Below are 17,915 nucleotides of genomic sequence, written 5' to 3'. Positions count from 1 at the left end.
CTACAGCAGTCCGAGCATTTGTAGGTCGGTGACATATTTGACGATGACCGGTGCCGAGACATGCGGGATGTCGTCCTCGGGACCGATCTTCGCCTCCCGCACGGCGGTCTGGAACCGGTCCGCTGGCGCAAACGAGCCTAAGGTCGGCTCCGGCGGCTGGAGAGAACCGAGCGCCCGCATCATCAACAGCATTTGCAGGACCGACTGCTGGCGCTTCTTATCGGGCAGTGCGCGCAGTGCGGTTTCGAAGCGGTGCAGCCATTCGTCGAAGTTGTCGATGCGTTCGATGTGGTAGCCGGCATCGATGAGCCAGTCGACGTATTCGTCGAGTCCGATGCCGTCGTCGTGCGGGTTCATCACGTGGTAGGTCTCGAAGCCGTCCACCGTTTGTGAGCCCAGAGTTGAAATCGCCTCGGCGACGAAATCGACGGGCAGCCCGTCAAAGTGGGCGCGTCTGCGCTTGCCTGCGGCGTCGCGCTGGTAGAACGACACCGGCGCCACCCCGGTTGCGACGATACTGAACACCATCCTGGTGACGATGTCGGTCACGTTGAGCTGACCCGCATAGCGGGTGTCGGCCAGGATCATGCCCGAGCGGAAAACCGAAACCGGCAGCCCACAGTGGTCGTGGGCTTCGCGCAGCAGCACCTCGCCGGCCCACTTGCTGTTGCCGTAGCCGTTGGCGTACCCGGAATCGACAACCCTCGTGGCGCTGATATCGCGGATATCAGCGTCCTCGGTGAACGCCGACGGCTCAATCTGACGACCGACATCCGAGGTTGACACGAACGCGTACGGCTTGACCTTGGCGGTCAACGCGAAACGGATCAATTCGGCTGTGCCCACCACGTTGGGCCCGAACAATTCGCTGTACGGCAGGGCGCTGTTGACCACCGCCGCAGAATCGACGATCAGGTCAACGGTGTCGGTCAAGTACCGCCAGGTGTGCTCATCCAGGCCCAGGTTGGCTTGGCCTTTGTCACCGGCGATGACGTCCAGATGCCCGGCCGCGAGTTCGTGGAATCGTCGCAACAGGTGCGGATCGCCACTGTCGAACGTCTTCTCGAGACGCTGACGCGCCTCATCATCCGACTTGGCCCGCACCAAGCAGATGAGCCTGCCGTCGATTCGCTCCATCTGCTCGAGCAGCTGTAGCGCCAGATAGCGCCCGAGGAATCCGGTCGCTCCGGTCAACAACACGGTGCGCACTGCGGCGTTGGGACCGGGCAGCCCCGGCGCGACCCCGAGAGTGCCTGCATCGATGAACTTGTCCAACGTGAGATCGCGGGCGTGGATCTCGGTAGCACCGCGCCCGTGCACCTGCTCGAACAGGGCAGCGCTGGCATCGTCGGACCCTGCGGCCTCCAGTCGGTGACTCAAGCCGGCCACCGTCGGCGCCTCGAACAACGCATGCACCGACAGATGGCTGTCGAGGGCGGTGTTGATGGCGGCGGTCACCCGCATCGCCGAGATCGAGTCGCCGCCCAGATCGAAGAACGAATCATCGACCCCGATCCGCTCCACACCCAATACCTGGGCGTAGATGCCGGCCACAATCTCCTCGACCGCGCTCGAGGGCGCCCGATACTCGGTGGCGTTGCGATATTCCGGCGCCGGCAGGGCCCGCCGGTTGAGCTTTCCGTTGACCGTCAACGGCAACGCCTCGAGGGCAACCACCGCTGACGGCACCATGTACGCCGGCAGCCGCTCGGCCATCGTGGCACGCAACTCGGCCGGATCCGCCGTCCCGGTGATGTAGCCGACCAGGCGCTTATCGCCGGGACGATCCTCACGCGCGATCACCGCCGCCTGATCTACTCCGTCGAGCGCGGCCAACACTGCCTGAATCTCCCCGAGCTCGATCCGGTATCCGCGGATCTTGACCTGATCATCAGCCCGGCCCAGATACTCCAGCTGCCCATCAGAATTCCAGCGCACCAGATCCCCGGTGCGATACATCCGCGCCCCCGGCTCCCCGAACGGGCATGCCACAAACCGTGACGCCGTCAGTTCGGACCGGTTGACGTAGCCGAGGCTCACACCGCGACCCCCGAGATACAACTCACCAACTACCCCGGCCGCCACTGGACGCAACCACTCATCAAGCACGAATGTCGCCCCACCAGGCACCGGCGAACCAATCGGCACCACCGACGAACCCGTCACCAACGGCGCACTGATCGCCGCATAAATCGTCGTCTCGGTCGGACCGTAGGCGTTGAGCATCACCCGCCCCGGCGCCCACCGATCCACCACCTCACTCGGGCAGGCCTCCCCGGCGACGACCAACGTCGTCGACTCCAAGCCCTCCGGCGACAACATCCCCACCGCCGACGGAGTCTGATACAACACCGTCACACCCTCGGCGACCAGCAACTCGTGCAGGTGATCGGGCGACGCGGCCACCGATTCGGGCACCACCACCAGACGACTGCCATGCAGCAGCGCACCCCAGATCTCCCACACCGACACATCGAAAACCAACGAATGCCACTGCGACCACACCTGCCCCGATCCCGCGGGCATATCGGCGTGCAACGACTCCAACACCTGAGTCACATTGTGATGAGTCACCGCCACACCCTTGGGCACCCCCGTCGTACCCGACGTGTAGATGAGATAAGCGACGTCATCGGGAGCCGGGGGCAGCAAGGTGGTGCTGGGATACATGTCGATAGCGGGGTCGTCGACCTCGACGACCGGCACACCCGACCCGTCTAGGCGGGAGCGCAACTCCGGAGTGGTTATCGCGGCGACCGGTGCGGCGTCGGCCAGCATGAACTCCAACCGTGCAGCGGGCACGGCCGGGTCAATCGGCAGATACGCCGCACCCGTCTTGAGCACGGCGAGCATGCCGACAATCGCGTCGTCAGAACGGGGAACCAGCAGCGCCACGGATCGGCCCGGCCCCGCGCCGTGCATGGCTAGCAGGGTGGCAACCCGATTGGCGGCCTCATCGAGTTCGCCGTAAGTCATCGAGCGACCGTCGAAGGTGATCGCAATGGCCTCGGGCGTACGGGCCACCTGCGCTTCGAACCGCGCGGGAATCGACATCGGGGTGCTCACCGGCCGGCTCAGAACCGCCCGGTTCGCCCACGCGTCGAGTTCCTCGCATTCGTCTGCGTCGAGCACCTCGATTTCGGCCAATCGCTGCGTGGCGTCGGCGGTCATCGAAACGAGGATCCGCTGGAACCGATCGATCATGGCGTCGATCTCGGTGGTGCTGAACACGGTGGCGTCGAATTCGACGCGCAGTCCCAGTTCGTGGCCGGGCAGGGCCATCACCGACAGCGGGTAGTGGTTGTACTCGCGGTTGGTGAACTCGGTGACCGCCAACTCCTGCAACCCCGACAGTGCGCTGGTGTCAATCGGATAAGACTCATACAAAAACAGCGTGTCGAACAGCGCTTCGTGCCCAGCGGCGTGATGGATCTCGGTCAACGCCAGATGCTCATGCTCGACAGTGTCGTTGTGGTGGCGCTGCAACTGCTCAAGCAGATCACCCACCGTCGCCGCGGCCGACATATCGGCCCGGATCGGCACCGTGTTGATCATCAACCCGACCATCGCCTCAGCACCAGCCAGATCAGCCGGCCGCCCCGAGACCGCGGTACCGAACGCCACATCGTGCTGGCCGGTCAACGCCATCAACAACTGCGCCCACCCGGCCTGCAACACCGTGTTCACCGTGGTGTGACAGCCGCGCGCCAGCTCCCCCAACGCCCGAGTCAACTCCGTGGGCACCCGATACGACTCCACCCCACGCGGACCCGGCACCCCCGGCGGGGCCACCAGCGTCGGGGTCTCAAACCCCTCGAGCACCTGGCGCCAGGCCGCCCGCGCCGCTTCGCGGTCCTGACCGTGCAGCCAGGTGACGAAGTTGCGGTACGACGGGGCCGCCGGCAACCGGTGGCCGTAGTAGCTGGCCAAGATCTCCTGCAGCAGGATCGGCATCGACCAGCCGTCGATGACGATGTGGTGAAACGTCAACACGAACCGATGCTGGTTGCCCGCCGTGCGGATCAACGCCGCGCGGAAGGTGGGCCGATCCGCCAGATCACAGACCGCCGCGCGTTCTGACGCGCACAACGCATCCAGCTCGGCCTCAGACTTACGGTCATCCCACCGCAGATCCAAATACCGCCACGCCATCACCGGATTAGCCGGCAAGATCTGCACCGGCTCACCGAACTCCTCAGTAAACCGGGCAGCCAGGTTCGGGTGGCGCTGCACGACGTTTTGCACCGCATCACGGAACCGATGCGCATCCAACGCACCAGCCACGGTGATATCGAGCTGCACCGCATACACATCATCACCGGTGCCACGCGCGATCGCCGAATGAAACAACAAACCCTGCTGCAACGGCGTCAACGGCAACACATCAGCAATATCGTGCTCGGCACACAAATCATCGATCTGCGACTGGGTCAGCCGCGCCGGAGCCAAATCCGACGGGGTCAAACCGCCGCCGCCGCTGCGCACATGGGCACAAATCCCGGCCAGGGCTTGGAACCACAACCGGCTCAGCCGCGCAACCTTGTCCTCGTCGAGCGCCGAGGGCGTCCACGTCCACGCTGCCTGTAGCTGCGGGCCCTCATCGGTATCGACGGTGCCGGCGTTGAGTTCCACGGTATGCATCAACGGCATCGCCACCGCTGAGACCGCATCCGACAACGCGAAACTATCCTCGCTGAGCTGCCACAAATCATCTCCGAGATCACCAGCACCAGCACCCAGGCGTCCCAGGTAGTTGAACCCGATCACTGGATCGGGACCCGCCAGATCGACATCGGGATTGAGGTAGCGCAGCAGACCGTAGGTCAGCCCATCAGGCAGGGCGCGCAGTTGCTCTTTAGCGTCTTTGATCACCACACCCAGTGCGGTATCACCGGAGGCGACCTGGTCCCACGACAGTCGACCGACGCTCAGCGCCACCGGTGACTTGGTGGTGAACCATCCGACCGTGCGGGACAGATCCACATCAGCGGCCAAGTCTTCGTTGCGCCCGTGGCCTTCGACGTCGATGGCGATCGGGGTTTGGGCGCCGCCCAGGAATTCGGTCCAGGCCAGCCCGAAGGCGATCAGCAGAATGTCTTGCACGCCCGCATGAAACGCCGCGGGCACCTCCCCGAGCAGCCGCCGGGTGGTGTCCACATCCAACGGCACCGACATTTGGCCGGCATTGGCATAGGTGTCGGTATCGGGTTGCACCGCCGGCAACACCGCCGGCGCCGCCTCGACCCGACGCCACGTGTCGGCGTGCGCGACGACCTCAGGACGCAGCGCATGCTCTGCCAGCAGGGACGCCCAATGCTGAAACGACGTACCGCCCACCGGCAACTCGATCGGTTGTCCGCTGTGATGCTGGACCCAGGCGATGTTCAGGTCTTCGAGCAGGATGCGCCACGACACGCCGTCAACGGCCAGGTGGTGGAACATCAGCACCAGCTGGTTGGTGGAGCTCACCCACAGCGCCGACAGCATCGCTCCCGCACCCGGGTTCAGCCGCGACCGCGCCCCCACCAACGCCTCGTCGGTCAACGCGTCGACCACGTGCAGGTAGTCGCGCGCAGTCACGGTGCCGGGCTTGGGCACGGTGAAGGACCATTGGCCGGCGCCGTCGTCGTCGAGGTAGAGGCGCAGGGAAGCGTGGCGATCCAGCAGGGCTTGCAGGACGACCGCTACATCGGCCTCGGTCACCGCCGCAGGCGCTTGCACAATCAGGGTTTGGTTGAACTCATCGACCGGGCCTTCGACTTCTTGCAGCCAGCGCATGATCGGGGTCGCTACCACCGGGCCGATGCCCTCGTCGATGACCGCGGCCTCCCCACCGACAACCTTGGTGGCCGCAGCCAACCGCGCCACGGTCTGCTCGACGAAGATGTCGCGCGGGCGGCACAACAACCCGGCCGCCCTGGCCCGCCCGACGACCTGCATCGACAAGATGCTGTCGCCACCCAGATCGAAGAACGAGTCATCGACCCCGACCCGGTCCACACCGAGCACCTCGGCGTAGATCGTGGCCAGGATCTCTTCCACCTGGGTGGAGGGCGCGCGGTAGTCCGCAGCGGTGCTGCGGTACTCCGGCGCCGGCAACGCGCGCTTATCGAGCTTGCCGTTGACAGTCAGCGGCAGCGTTTCGAGCACGACGATTGCCGTGGGCACCATGTAGGCCGGCAGACGCTGAGCCAGCGCGCCGCGCAGTTCGGCCGGATCAGCGGTACCGGTGATGTAGCCGACCAGCCGCTTGTCACCCGGGCGGTCCTCACGCGCGATCACCGCCGCGTGATCGACCCCATCCAGCTTGGCCAACGCGGCCTGAATCTCACCCAACTCGATGCGATACCCGCGGATCTTGACCTGCTCATCAGCACGGCCCAAATACTGCAGCTGACCATCCTCGCCCCAGCGCACCAAATCCCCGGTGCGATACATCCGCGCACCCGGGCCTCCAAACGGGCACGCCACAAACCGCGACGACGTCAACCCCCCACGATTCACATACCCCGCAGCGACCCCCGCACCGGCCACATACAACTCACCAACCACACCCTCAGCAGCCGGACGCAACCACTGATCCAACACAAACAACGCCGCCCCCGGCACCGGCGACCCGATCGGCGCCACCCCCGCATTGGCCACCAACGGTTTGCTCATCGCCGCATAGATCGTCGCCTCGGTCGGACCGTAGGCGTTGATCATCACCCGATCACCGGTCGCCCACCGATCCACAAGTTCGGTCGGGCAGGCCTCCCCGGCCACGATCAACGTCGTCGACTCCAACCCCTCCGGCGACAACATCCCCGCCGCCGACGGGGTCTGACACAACACGCTGACCTTCTCGGTGATCAACAAGTTGTGAAGATCGATTGGCGAACTGGCCACCGACTCAGGCACCACCACCAGGCGCCCACCGTGCAGCAGCGCACCCCAGATCTCCCACACCGACACGTCAAACACCAACGAATGCCACTGCGACCACACCTGCCCCGGCCCCGCAGGCAGGTCGTCGTGCAACACCTCCACCAACGACGCCACATTCGCATGCGTGACCGCCACCGCCTTGGGCACACCCGTCGTCCCCGACGTATACGTCATATACGCCAGATCATCAGGCGCGGGCCCGGCCGCCGAGACGACGGCTGGCTGGTGGTTGACGGCCGAATCGTCGACATCGATGACCACGACGTCCGAATCATCCAGACGCGAGCGCAAATCACCCGTGGTCACCGCAACAACAGGCACCGCATCGCCGAGCATGAACTTGATGCGCTCATCGGGATGGGCCGGATCGATCGGCAGATACGCCGCCCCACTCTTCAACACTCCCAGAATCGAGATAATGGCCTCAGCCGATCGGGGAATCAGCAACGCGACAGAGCGACCCGGGCCTGCATCATGCTCAACCAAAAGGTTGGCCAGACGGTTCGACGCCTGATCCAACTCGCGGTACGTCCACGACTGCTCACCGCACACCAACGCCACCGCGTCGGGGGCACGCATGACCTGGGTGGCGAACATGTCCGGAATCGAGACACGGCTGCGCACCGGTTCGGTCAAGACCGAGTGGTTCCCCCACTCGGCCAGCAGGTCCTGCTCATCGTCGTCGAACAGGTCCAACGACAGTAAAGTCCGGCTCGGATCGGCGCTCATGACTTCCCCCTCGTATCTACAGTCATAGCCACCAACACGCGCTGGAAACGATCGACCAGCTTTCCGATGCGGGCGCTAGAAAATACGTCCTTGTCGTATTCGACGCGCAATCCCAGTTCGTTACCTGGAACGGCCTGCACCGACAGCGGATAATGGTTGAACTCGCGATTTGTGAACCCCGTAATCGCCAGTTCCTGCACTTCCGACAACCCCGCTGCGTCGAGGGGATAGTTCTCGTAAACGAAAACGGTGTCGAAAAGCTGATCGTGGCCAGTGGCGCGATGAATCTCGGTCAGCGCCAGGTGCTGATGCTCCAGCGTGTCAGTGTAAGAGTTTTGCAGCTGCGTCAACAAATCGGCGATCGTCGTGGTGGGAGTGACGCTCGCCCGCACCGGAACGGTGTTGATCAGGAGCCCGACCATGGATTCGGCGCCCGGCATGTCGACCGGACGCCCCGAGACGGCGGTGCCGAAGGCGACGTCGGTCTGACCCGTCAACCAGATCAGGATCTGCGCCCACGCCGCTTGCAGCACCGTGCTGACGGTGGTGCGGCAGGAGCGGGCCAACTCGCCGAGTGCCTGCGTGGTGTCGGTAGAGACGGTGAAGGACTCGACTCCGCGCTGCCCAAGCGCGAGCCGCCCTGCAGGACCCACCAGGGTGGGCGTATCGAATCCTGCGAGCACGTTTCGCCACGCCGTCTGGGCGGCCTCGAGGTCCTGCTCGGCCAGCCAGTTGACGAACCGGCGGTAGGGCACGGGTGGCGGAAGCCGGTGACCGAAGTAGCTGGCGAAGATCTCCTGCAGCAGGATGGGCTTCGACCAACCATCGAGCACGATGTGGTGATTTGTGAGGACGAATCGGTATTGGTCTTCGGCGGTGCGGATCAACGCAGCCCGGAAAGGCGGTCGATCAGCCAGGGCGCAGACCGCAACGCGCTCGCCGTGGCTGAACTGGTCGATCTGCGCTTCGATGTCGCCGATCTCAGGGTCGAGTTCGACGTACTGCCACGCCAACTCCGGGGCGGCCGAGAGGACCTGGACCGGCGCACCGAAATCTTCGTAGAAGCGGGCCACCAGGTTCGGATGCCGGTTGATGACGGTGTGCACCGCATCGCGGAGGCGCTCCGGCTCGATCCGTCCGGTCACCGACACGTCCAACTGCACCGCGTACAGGTCTTCGCTGCCGTCGGCTTCGCCGGTGTGGAACAGCAGGCCCTGCTGCAGCGGAGTCAGCGGCAGGACATCGACGGCCTGGTATCGCCGCTGCAGCTCGTCGATCTGCTCCTGAGTGACGCGTGCCGGTGCGACATCGGACGGGGTCAGCCCGCCGCCGCCGGATTGCACGTGGGCGCAGATACCGGCGAGGGCCTCGAACCACAGCTGGCCGACCCGACCGACCTGCTCCTGATCCAGCGCCGATAGCGCCCAGGTCCAGGTCGCCTGCAGATGCGGCCCCGCTTCGGTGTCCATGGTGCCCGCATTGAGTTCGACGGTGTGTCCCAGCGGTGTGGGCACCGCCGTCGCTGCGGCGGTGATGGAGACGCCGTCGTGGTCGATGCGCCACAGGTCCTCGGAGAGCTCGGCCGCGGCCGCACCCAGGCGGCCCAGGTAGTTGAAACCGATGGCCGGGTCGGAGCCGGCGAGGTCCACGTCGCTGTTCATGTAGCGCAGCAGGCCGTACGTCAGGCCGTCGGGCAGGCCCCGCAGTTGTTCCTTGGCGGCCTTGACGACCGGGCCCAGGGCGGCGTCGCCGGCCGCAACCTGTTCCCAGGACAGCCCGCCGACGGTCAGGGCCACCGGGTACTTGGTGGTGAACCAGCCCACCGTGCGCGACAGGTCGACGTCACCGGCCAGTTCCTCCTGGCGGCCGTGGCCCTCGACGTCAATGGCGATCGGTCCCGCGTCGGCGTCGAGGAACTCGGCCCACGCCAGACCGAAAGCGATAAGCAGGATGTCCTGGACACCGGCGTGGAACGCCGCGGGCACCTCGCCGAGCAGCAGTCGGGTCGTGTCGGAATCCAACTCCAATGACAGCTGCCCCGCGTTGGCGTAGGTGTCGACATCGGGTTGCACAGCCGGCAGCGCGGCGGGAATGGCCGCCACCTGGCGCCATGCGTCGGCCCGATCCACCACGGCCGGCAGGTGAGCATGCTCCTTCACTATCGAAGACCAGCGAGCGAACGAGGTGCCGCCGGTCGGCAGCTCCACAGGCTGACCGCCGCGGTGCTGAGCCCACGCGATGTTGATGTCCTCCAACAGGATTCGCCACGACACCGCATCGACTGCAAGGTGGTGGGCGATCAACACCAGTTGGCGGGTGTCGGCCACCCACAGTGCGCTGAGCATCGTGCCGGCGGCCAGATTCAACCGGGACCGCGCCTCGAGCAGCACGTCATCGGACAACGCGTCCACCGATTGCAGGCAACTGCGGGCATCGACCGCACCCACCTCGGGGACGCTCAAGGACCAACCGCCGGTGCCGTCGTCATCGACGATCAACCGCAACATCGCATGCCGGTCAAGCAGACCCTGAAGGACGACCACCACGTCCGCCTCGGTGACACCGGCGGGGGCCTGCAGCACGACCGTCTGGTTGAACTCGTCGATCGGACCGTCGACACCGTTGAGCCACTGCATGATCGGCGTCACGACCACCGGGCCGATGCCCTCGTCGACCGCGCCTTCGGTGTCGGAGAATGTCGCCACCTGCGCGAGCCGGGCAACAGTCTGCTCGACGAAGATGTCTCGCGGCCGGCACACCAACCCGGCCGCCCGCGCGCGGGCAACCACCTGCATCGACAGGATGCTGTCGCCGCCCAGGTCGAAGAAGGAGTCGTCGACGCCGACGCGCTCCACACCCAAAACCTGCGCGAAGATGCCGGCGAGAATTTCCTCGACCGCCGTGCTCGGTGCGCGGTACTGGTCGGCATCTGAGAATTCGGGCGCCGGAAGCGCACGGGTGTCGAGCTTGCCGTTGACGGTCAGGGGCAACGCATCGAGCACGACCACCGCCGTCGGCACCATGTACGTCGGTAGCCGTTCACCGAGCTTGGCGCGCACCGCGGTCGGGTCCACCTGCCCGGTGACGTAGCCGACCAACCGCTTGTCGCCCGGGCGGTCCTCACGCGCGATCACCGCCGCCTGGTCGACACCGTCGAGATCGGCCATCGCGGCTTGGATTTCGCCGAGCTCGATGCGGTAGCCGCGGATCTTCACCTGCTTGTCCGCGCGACCCTCGTACCGCAGCTGACCGTCGGTGCCCCAGCGCACGAGGTCGCCGGTGCGGTACATCCGTGAGCCCGGCCCGCCGAACGGGCAGGCGACGAACCGCGTCGACGTCAGTGCCGACCGGCCGAGGTAGCCCGAAGCCAGCCCCGCCCCGGCCACGTACAGCTCCCCGGTCACGCCCACCGGCACCTGGCGCATCCATTCGTCGAGCACGAAGAACGCCAGGTGCTCAAGGGGCACACCGATGGGGCTCGAGGTGGTGTCGACGTCGCCGGCACCGATTTCGCGGAAGGACGCGTGCACGGTGGTCTCGGTGATGCCGTACATATTGATCATGCGCGGCAGCCCCGGATGGCTGTGCAGCCACGTCGAAAGGCGTTGCGGTTCAAGCGCTTCACCGCCGAAAACGACCGTCTGGAGCTTGAGTTGCTGGCCCAGCTCCGGCTGCAGCGCGTCGGCCGTCTGCAATGCGTAGAACGCCGATGGCGTCTGGCTCAGAACACTGACCTGCTCGGTCACGAGCAGCGCGTGAAGCTCTTCGGGCGACCGGACGACCGAGTCCGGCACGATCAGCAGGCGGCCGCCGTACAGCAGTGCGCCCCAGATCTCCCAGACCGAATAGTCGAACGCCAGGGAATGGCACTGCGTCCAGACCTGTCCGAGGGACAGTTCCACATCGAGGGACTCGAGCAGCCTTGTGACGTTACGATGGGTGACCGCAACGCCTTTGGGGGTTCCGGTGGTTCCGGAGGTATAGATGATGTAGGCGATGTCGTCGGGCGCCGACGCCGACAGCACCGCCGCGGGCTCAGAATCGGCGCCGTGGTCGTCGACGTCGATGATCGGGACGTCGTAGGACTCCAGCCGCGAGCGCAGGGCTTCCGTCGTAACCGCGGCGACCGGCGCGGCGTCGCCGACCATGAATTCGATCCGTGCGTCGGGGTGCGCAGGGTCGATCGGTAGATAGGCCGCGCCTGTCTTGAGCACCGCCAGGATCGCCGCGATCGCCTCGGTGGAACGTGGAAGCAGAAGTGCCACACGCTGTCCCGGTCCCGCGCCACGGCGGGACAGCAGTGTCGCCAACCGATTCGCGGCCTCGTCGAGCTCGCCGTAGGTCGTCGACCGACCCTCGAACGTCACCGCCACCGCCTCCGGGGCGCGGCTGACCTGGGCGTCGAACATCGCCATGATCGAGACCGGTGTGGTCGCGGGCCGAGTCAGTACCGCCCTGTTGCCCCAGCCGTCGAGTTGCTCGCGTTCACCGGAGCCCAGCAGGTCGATCGAAGACAACCGCCCGGTCGGATTGGCGACCATGGCCGCCAACACGTGCCGTAATCGGTCGACGAGCGTCTCGATCGCGGACTCGTCGAAGATGTCGGTGTCGAACTCGACGCGCAGGCTGAGTTCGTTACCGGGGGTCACCACCATCGAGAGCGGGTAGTGGTTGTACTCGCGGCTGTTGAAGTCGGTGACGGCAAGGTCCTGCACGCTCATCAGCGCGCCGATGTCGATCGGATAGTTCTCGTAGACGAACAGGGTGTCGAAGAGACGATCGTGTCCGACGACGCGATGAATCTCGGCGAGCGCGAGATGCTCGTAATCGAGGGTGTTGTTGTGGTCGCGCTGCAACTGGTCGAGTAGGTCGGCGACGGTGGTCGCAGCCGTCATGTCGGCGCGCACGGGAACCGTGTTGATCAGCAGGCCGACCATCGAGTCGGCACCGGCAAGATCGACCGGCCGACCCGACACCGCGGTGCCGAAGGTGACGTCGTGGTGGCCCGTCATCGCCATCAACAGCTGAGCCCATGCGGCCTGCAGGACTGTGTTGACGGTGGTCTGCCGGGCCCGTGCCAACTCGCCGAGCGATTGGGTGAGGTCCGCAGGCATCCGATGCGACGCGACGGCCCGTGGCCCGGCCTGAGCGGGCGGCGCGACCAAGGTGGGTTCCTCAAAACCGTCCAGCACCTCGCGCCAAGCCGCCCGTGCTGCGTCGTCATCCTGATCCGTCAGCCAGCTGACGAAATTGCGGAACGGCGGGGCGGCGGGAAGCCGCTGCCCGTAGTAGCTCGCGAAGATCTCCTGCAACAAGATCGGCAGCGACCAGCCGTCGATCACGATGTGATGGATCGTGACCACCAGCCGGTGTTGATTCCCCGGCAGGCGGATCAGGGCGCCGCGGAAGAGCGGCTGATCCGCGAACTGGCATACCGCGGCACGCTCGTCGGCGCACATCTGCTCGACGCGTTGATCGGAGGCATCGCTGTCGCTCAATTCGAGGTACTGCCAGGCGATTACGGGATCGGCGGGGATGATCTGCACTGGCTCGCCGAAGTCCTCGCTGAAGCGCGCGGCCAGGTTGGGATGGCGCGCGACAACGGTCTGCACCGCCTCACGGAGGCGGTTCGGGTCCAGGGAGCCGGTCACGGTGATGCCGAGTTGCACCGCGTAGACGTCGTCGTCGGAGTCCTCGATGAAGCTGGACTGGAACAGCAGCCCTCGTTGCAGCGGTGTCAGCGGCAGTACGTCGGCAGGGTTGTGCCGGCGGGTCAGATCATCGATCTGCTGTTGGGTGAGTCGGGCGGGCGCGAGGTCGGACGGGGTGAGCCCGCCGCCGCCGTTCTGCACGTGGGCGCAGATGCCGGCCAGGGCCTCGAACCACAGCTGGTTGAGCCGCTCGGCCTTGTCCTGGTCCAACGCCGTCGGCGCCCAGGTCCACGCCGCCTGCAGTTGCGGGCCGTCCTCGGTGTCGGCGGTGCCGGCATTGAGTTCCACGGTGTGCGCCAACGGCATTGACACCGCCGCCGCGATGTCGGTCAGCGCCAAACTGTCGGAGCTGATTCGCCAGAAGTCGTCGGACAACTCGCCTGCGCCGGCGCCCAGACGCCCCAGATAGTTGAAGCCGATCACCGGGTCCGGACCGGAAAGGTCGACGTCGGAATTCAGGTAGCGCAGCAGACCGTAAGTCAGACCCTCGGGAAGTGCGCGCAGTTGTTCTTTGACGTCCTTGATCACCGTGCCCAGTGCGGCATCACCGGCACTCACCTGAGCCCAGGTCACCCCACTCACGCTCAGCGCGACAGGGTACTTGGTGGTGAACCAGCCGACCGTGCGGGACAGGTCGACGTCGGCGGCCAATTCCTCGTTGCGGCCGTGGCCCTCCACGTCGATGCCGATGGGCACCCCAGTGGAGCCCAGGAATTCGGCCCAAGCCAACCCGAAGGCGATCAACAGAATGTCTTGCACGCCAGCGTGAAACGCGGCGGGCACCTCTCCGAGCAGCCGGCGGGTGGTCGCCGCGTCCAGCGTCACGGTGAGGCGTCCGGCGTTGGCGTAAGTGTCCACCTCGGGCTGTACGGCGGGCAGCGCCGCCGGAGTCGAAGCGACCTGCCGCCAGGTGTCGGCGTGCCGGACGACATCGACAGCGCCGGCGTGCTCTGCTAGAAGTGAGGACCACCGAGCGAAAGACGTTCCTCCGGTAGGCAATTCGATCGGCTGACCGCTATGGTGCTGCGCCCAGGCGATGTTGAGGTCTTCCAATAGGATGCGCCACGACACCCCGTCGACCGCCAGATGGTGGATGACCAACGCCAGCTGTCCGGTACTCGGCACCCACACTGCGCTCACCATCGCACCAGTGCGCGGATTCAGGCGCGATCGCGCCGCCACCAACGCCTCGTCGGTCAGCCCGTCGACGACCCGCACACAATCGGCGGCCTGAACCGCACCAGCCTCGGGCACCGTCAACGACCAACCGTCGACACCGTCCTCGGCGCGCAACCGCAACGTCGCATGCCGATCCAGCAGCGCCTGCAACACCGATTTGACGTCAGCCTCGGTTACGCCCTCCGGGGCCTGCACCACCAATGTCTGGTTGAACTCGTCGACGGCGCCGGACATCTGGTGCAGCCAGTGCATGATCGGCGTCGCCACCACCGGGCCGATACCCTCATCGACGACCGCGGCCTCACCACCGACCACCTTGGTCACAGCCGCCAGGCGTGCCACGGTCTGCTCGACGAAGATGTCGCGGGGCCGGCAGAACAGTCCCGCCGCCCGGGCCCGGCCCACCACCTGCATCGACAAGATGCTGTCGCCACCGAGATCGAAGAACGAATCATCGACCCCGACCCGCTCCACGCCGAGCACCTCGGCGTAGATCCCGGCCAGAATCTCCTCGACCGCACTGCCCGGGGCTCGGTAATCGGCTCTGCCGCCGGTGAATTCGGGTGCGGGTAGAGCGCGAACGTCCACCTTGTTGCTCGATGTCAGCGGCAACGACTCCAGGACGACGATGGCGACCGGCACCATGTAGGGAGGCAGCCGGTCCGCCAGCTGAGCGCGCAGGTCGGCCGGATCGGCGGTGCCGGTGATGTACCCGACCAGCCGCTTGTCGCCGGGGCGATCCTCGCGCGCGATCACCACTGCCTGGTTGACGCCGTCCAACCGTCCCAGTGCAGCTTGAATCTCCCCGAGCTCGATGCGATAGCCGCGGATCTTGACCTGCTCATCGGCGCGGCCCAGATACTGCAGCTGGCCGTCCTCGCCCCAACACACCAAGTCGCCGGTGCGATACATCCGCGCACCCGATCCGCCGAACGGGCAGGCGACGAACCTTGATGCCGTCAGATCGGGGCGACCCACGTAGCCGGGCGCCACACCCGCGCCGGCGATGTACAACTCGCCGACGACACCAACGGGCACCGGCCGCAACCAGGTGTCCAGCACGAACAGCACCGCATCGGGGACCGGCAATCCGATCGGGACCACGGTGTCGCCAGGAGTCAGCGGCGCACTGACGGTTGCCACCATGGTGGTTTCGGTCGGGCCGTAGCCGTTGACCATCAGACGCGCACGCGCCCACCTATCCACCACTGGCGGTGGGCAGGCCTCACCGACGACCACCAGCGCCATCGAGTCCAGCCCTTCCGGCGACAGCATCGCGACGGCCGAGGGGGTCTGGGTCAGCACGGTGACTCGCTGGCGGGCCAGCTCGTTGCGGAAGTCTTCGGGCGAGCTGGTGACCGCTTCCGGCACCACGACCACGCTTCCGCCGCGCAGCAGCGCGTTCCACATCTCCCACACCGAAGCGTCGAAGGCCAACGAGTGACATTGCGCCCATGCGCCCGGGTGCGGCAGACCGGAATCGATCGGCTCAAGGAGCTGGGTGACGCTTTTATGTGTCGCGGCCACGCCTTTGGGGACGCCGGTGGTGCCAGAGGTGTAGATGATGTAGGCCACGTCGTCGGGGGAAGGGGCCGACATCGCGCTGCCCTCATCGGTTTCGGCAGCCAAACCTTCGATGTCGACCACCGGGACGTCCGCCCCGTCCAGTCGGGAGCGCAAACCGGCTGTGGTGAGCACAGCAATGGGCGCGGCGTCCTCAAGGATGAACTTCAACCTCGCTTCCGGCACCACGGGATCGACGGGCAGATACGCCGCCCCCGTCTTGAGCACCGCCAAGATCGCGATGACGGCCCAGTCGGACCGATCCGAAAGCAGCAACAGGCATCGGCCAGGCGCGGCTCCCCGCGCCGCAAGCGATCGCGCGAACCGATCGGCAGCCTCATCCAGTTCGCGATAGGTCCACGACCGCTCTCCGAATACCAACGCCGTCTTCTCCGGACCCTCTGCCACCTGCGCGGCGAACGATTCGGTGATCGAGTCGGGTGTGGAAGGCTCGTCGGTCAGTAGATTTCGCTGCCCCATGCGATCGAGTTCGACACGCTCCTCCGCACTGAGCTCATCGATGGACGAGAGCGGACGATCGGGATCCTCCGCCATCGCGGTGATGATCCGCTGGAGACGCTCCGCTAGATCGGCGGCGTCGAAATTCGCAAACGGCTGACCCAGGCCGGCGGTGCTGAGCGACATCTGGTCGCTGGCGCCGGAGAAGAAGAACCCGTAGTGGCCGACCGGACCGTGGTTGGTGTACGAGGCGGTCGCCGGAACCCCCGCCAGGTCGAGCGTGAGCCGGGACGGCAGGAAGCTGATCGCTACGCGGTTCGTCCCTTGCCTGAGGCCACCCGCGCCTTCGAGGGTGTGCACCGGAAAACGCTGATGCTTCAGCAATTCACGAATGCGCAGGTCTACGTGTTTGCAGAACTCTGCGGCCGTCAGCTCCGGTCGCGCGCTCAGGACCAGCGGGACAACTCCGGCGAGCATCCCGGGAATCGACTTCGACTCCTCGGCGACGCGCCTGCTCACCGGGAAGTCAAGCGCCACTTCGGAACCGCCCGCTGACCATGAACGCGCCAGCAGCGCGCACGCTGCGGTCGTCACGGAGTAGCGGCGAATCCGCAGAGCCTTCGAAAGCTCTTTGATGCGGCTGACCGCTCCCTGTTCTATGTCGACGGACGTCGACGGGGTGTAGGCGTCACGACCGTCCGCCGCCTGGGGTGCCCGCGGATCTAGCCCGGTTTCCGGGGGGAGATTCTCACGCCAGTAGGCCTGATCGCTGGCGAAATCGTCAGACGCCTCGTACGTCGCCTCGCATTCAACGAGGTCCTGGATCGAACCGAAGTACGCGGGTGGGACCGGCTGCCCTTTGACCAATGCCGTATAAATCGTGGCGATTCGACGACATACAAGCGCCATTCCCATTCCGTCAACGGAAATGTGGTGTCCCAATCCATACGCATAATATTGATCGGGCTTTGTCTGAAATAGCGCAAATGTCACCATGCGGCCCGTGAGCGGCATTGGCGTGTGCTGGATGGACGAGGCTATCTCGCGGACTTTTCCTTCGGGATCGGCCGCGTCCCGGACGTCGTAGAAGGGCAGCTCGAGGTCGGAGTAGTCCATCGGCCGCTGCAGGATCCGGCCGTTCTCCTCGAAGAAGACGGCGCGGGCCGGTTCGGCTTCTTGCAGGGCCTGACGGATCGCGTGGTGGAAGTGGCCGCGTTGGATCGGGCCGTCAATTCGTACAAGAAGACCGAGCTGCCACTCCGTGCCGGCGAGGCCGCTCTCTTGGGACAGCCAGATATCCAGCTGTCCTCGCGACAGAGGTAGTGCCCCGTCGTCTTGTCCCATTAG

2 protein-coding genes are annotated in these 17,915 nt (G+C 65.8%); both read right to left on the bottom strand.

Annotated elements, in window-relative coordinates; translation table 11 throughout:
- On the bottom strand, positions 1–7,656 hold the full coding sequence (locus tag CEX87_RS18550; RefSeq protein WP_094288542.1) for a non-ribosomal peptide synthetase: 7,656 nt from the start codon (positions 7,654–7,656) through the stop codon (positions 1–3).
- Entirely contained in the window at positions 7,653–17,912 is a 10,260-nt protein-coding gene (locus tag CEX87_RS18545; RefSeq protein ID WP_094288540.1) for a non-ribosomal peptide synthetase, read from the bottom strand. Before CEX87_RS18545 ends, CEX87_RS18550 begins: the two co-directional genes overlap by 4 nt.
- Between the last annotated feature and the right edge of the window lie 3 nt (positions 17,913–17,915).

Origin of the sequence: Mycobacterium lehmannii (assembly GCF_002245535.1) — a bacterium.
In the GTDB taxonomy this organism is placed as follows: domain Bacteria; phylum Actinomycetota; class Actinomycetes; order Mycobacteriales; family Mycobacteriaceae; genus Mycobacterium; species Mycobacterium lehmannii.
The sequence above is the reverse complement of the archived record's forward strand: the minus strand, read 5'-3'. Positions and strand labels throughout refer to the sequence as shown.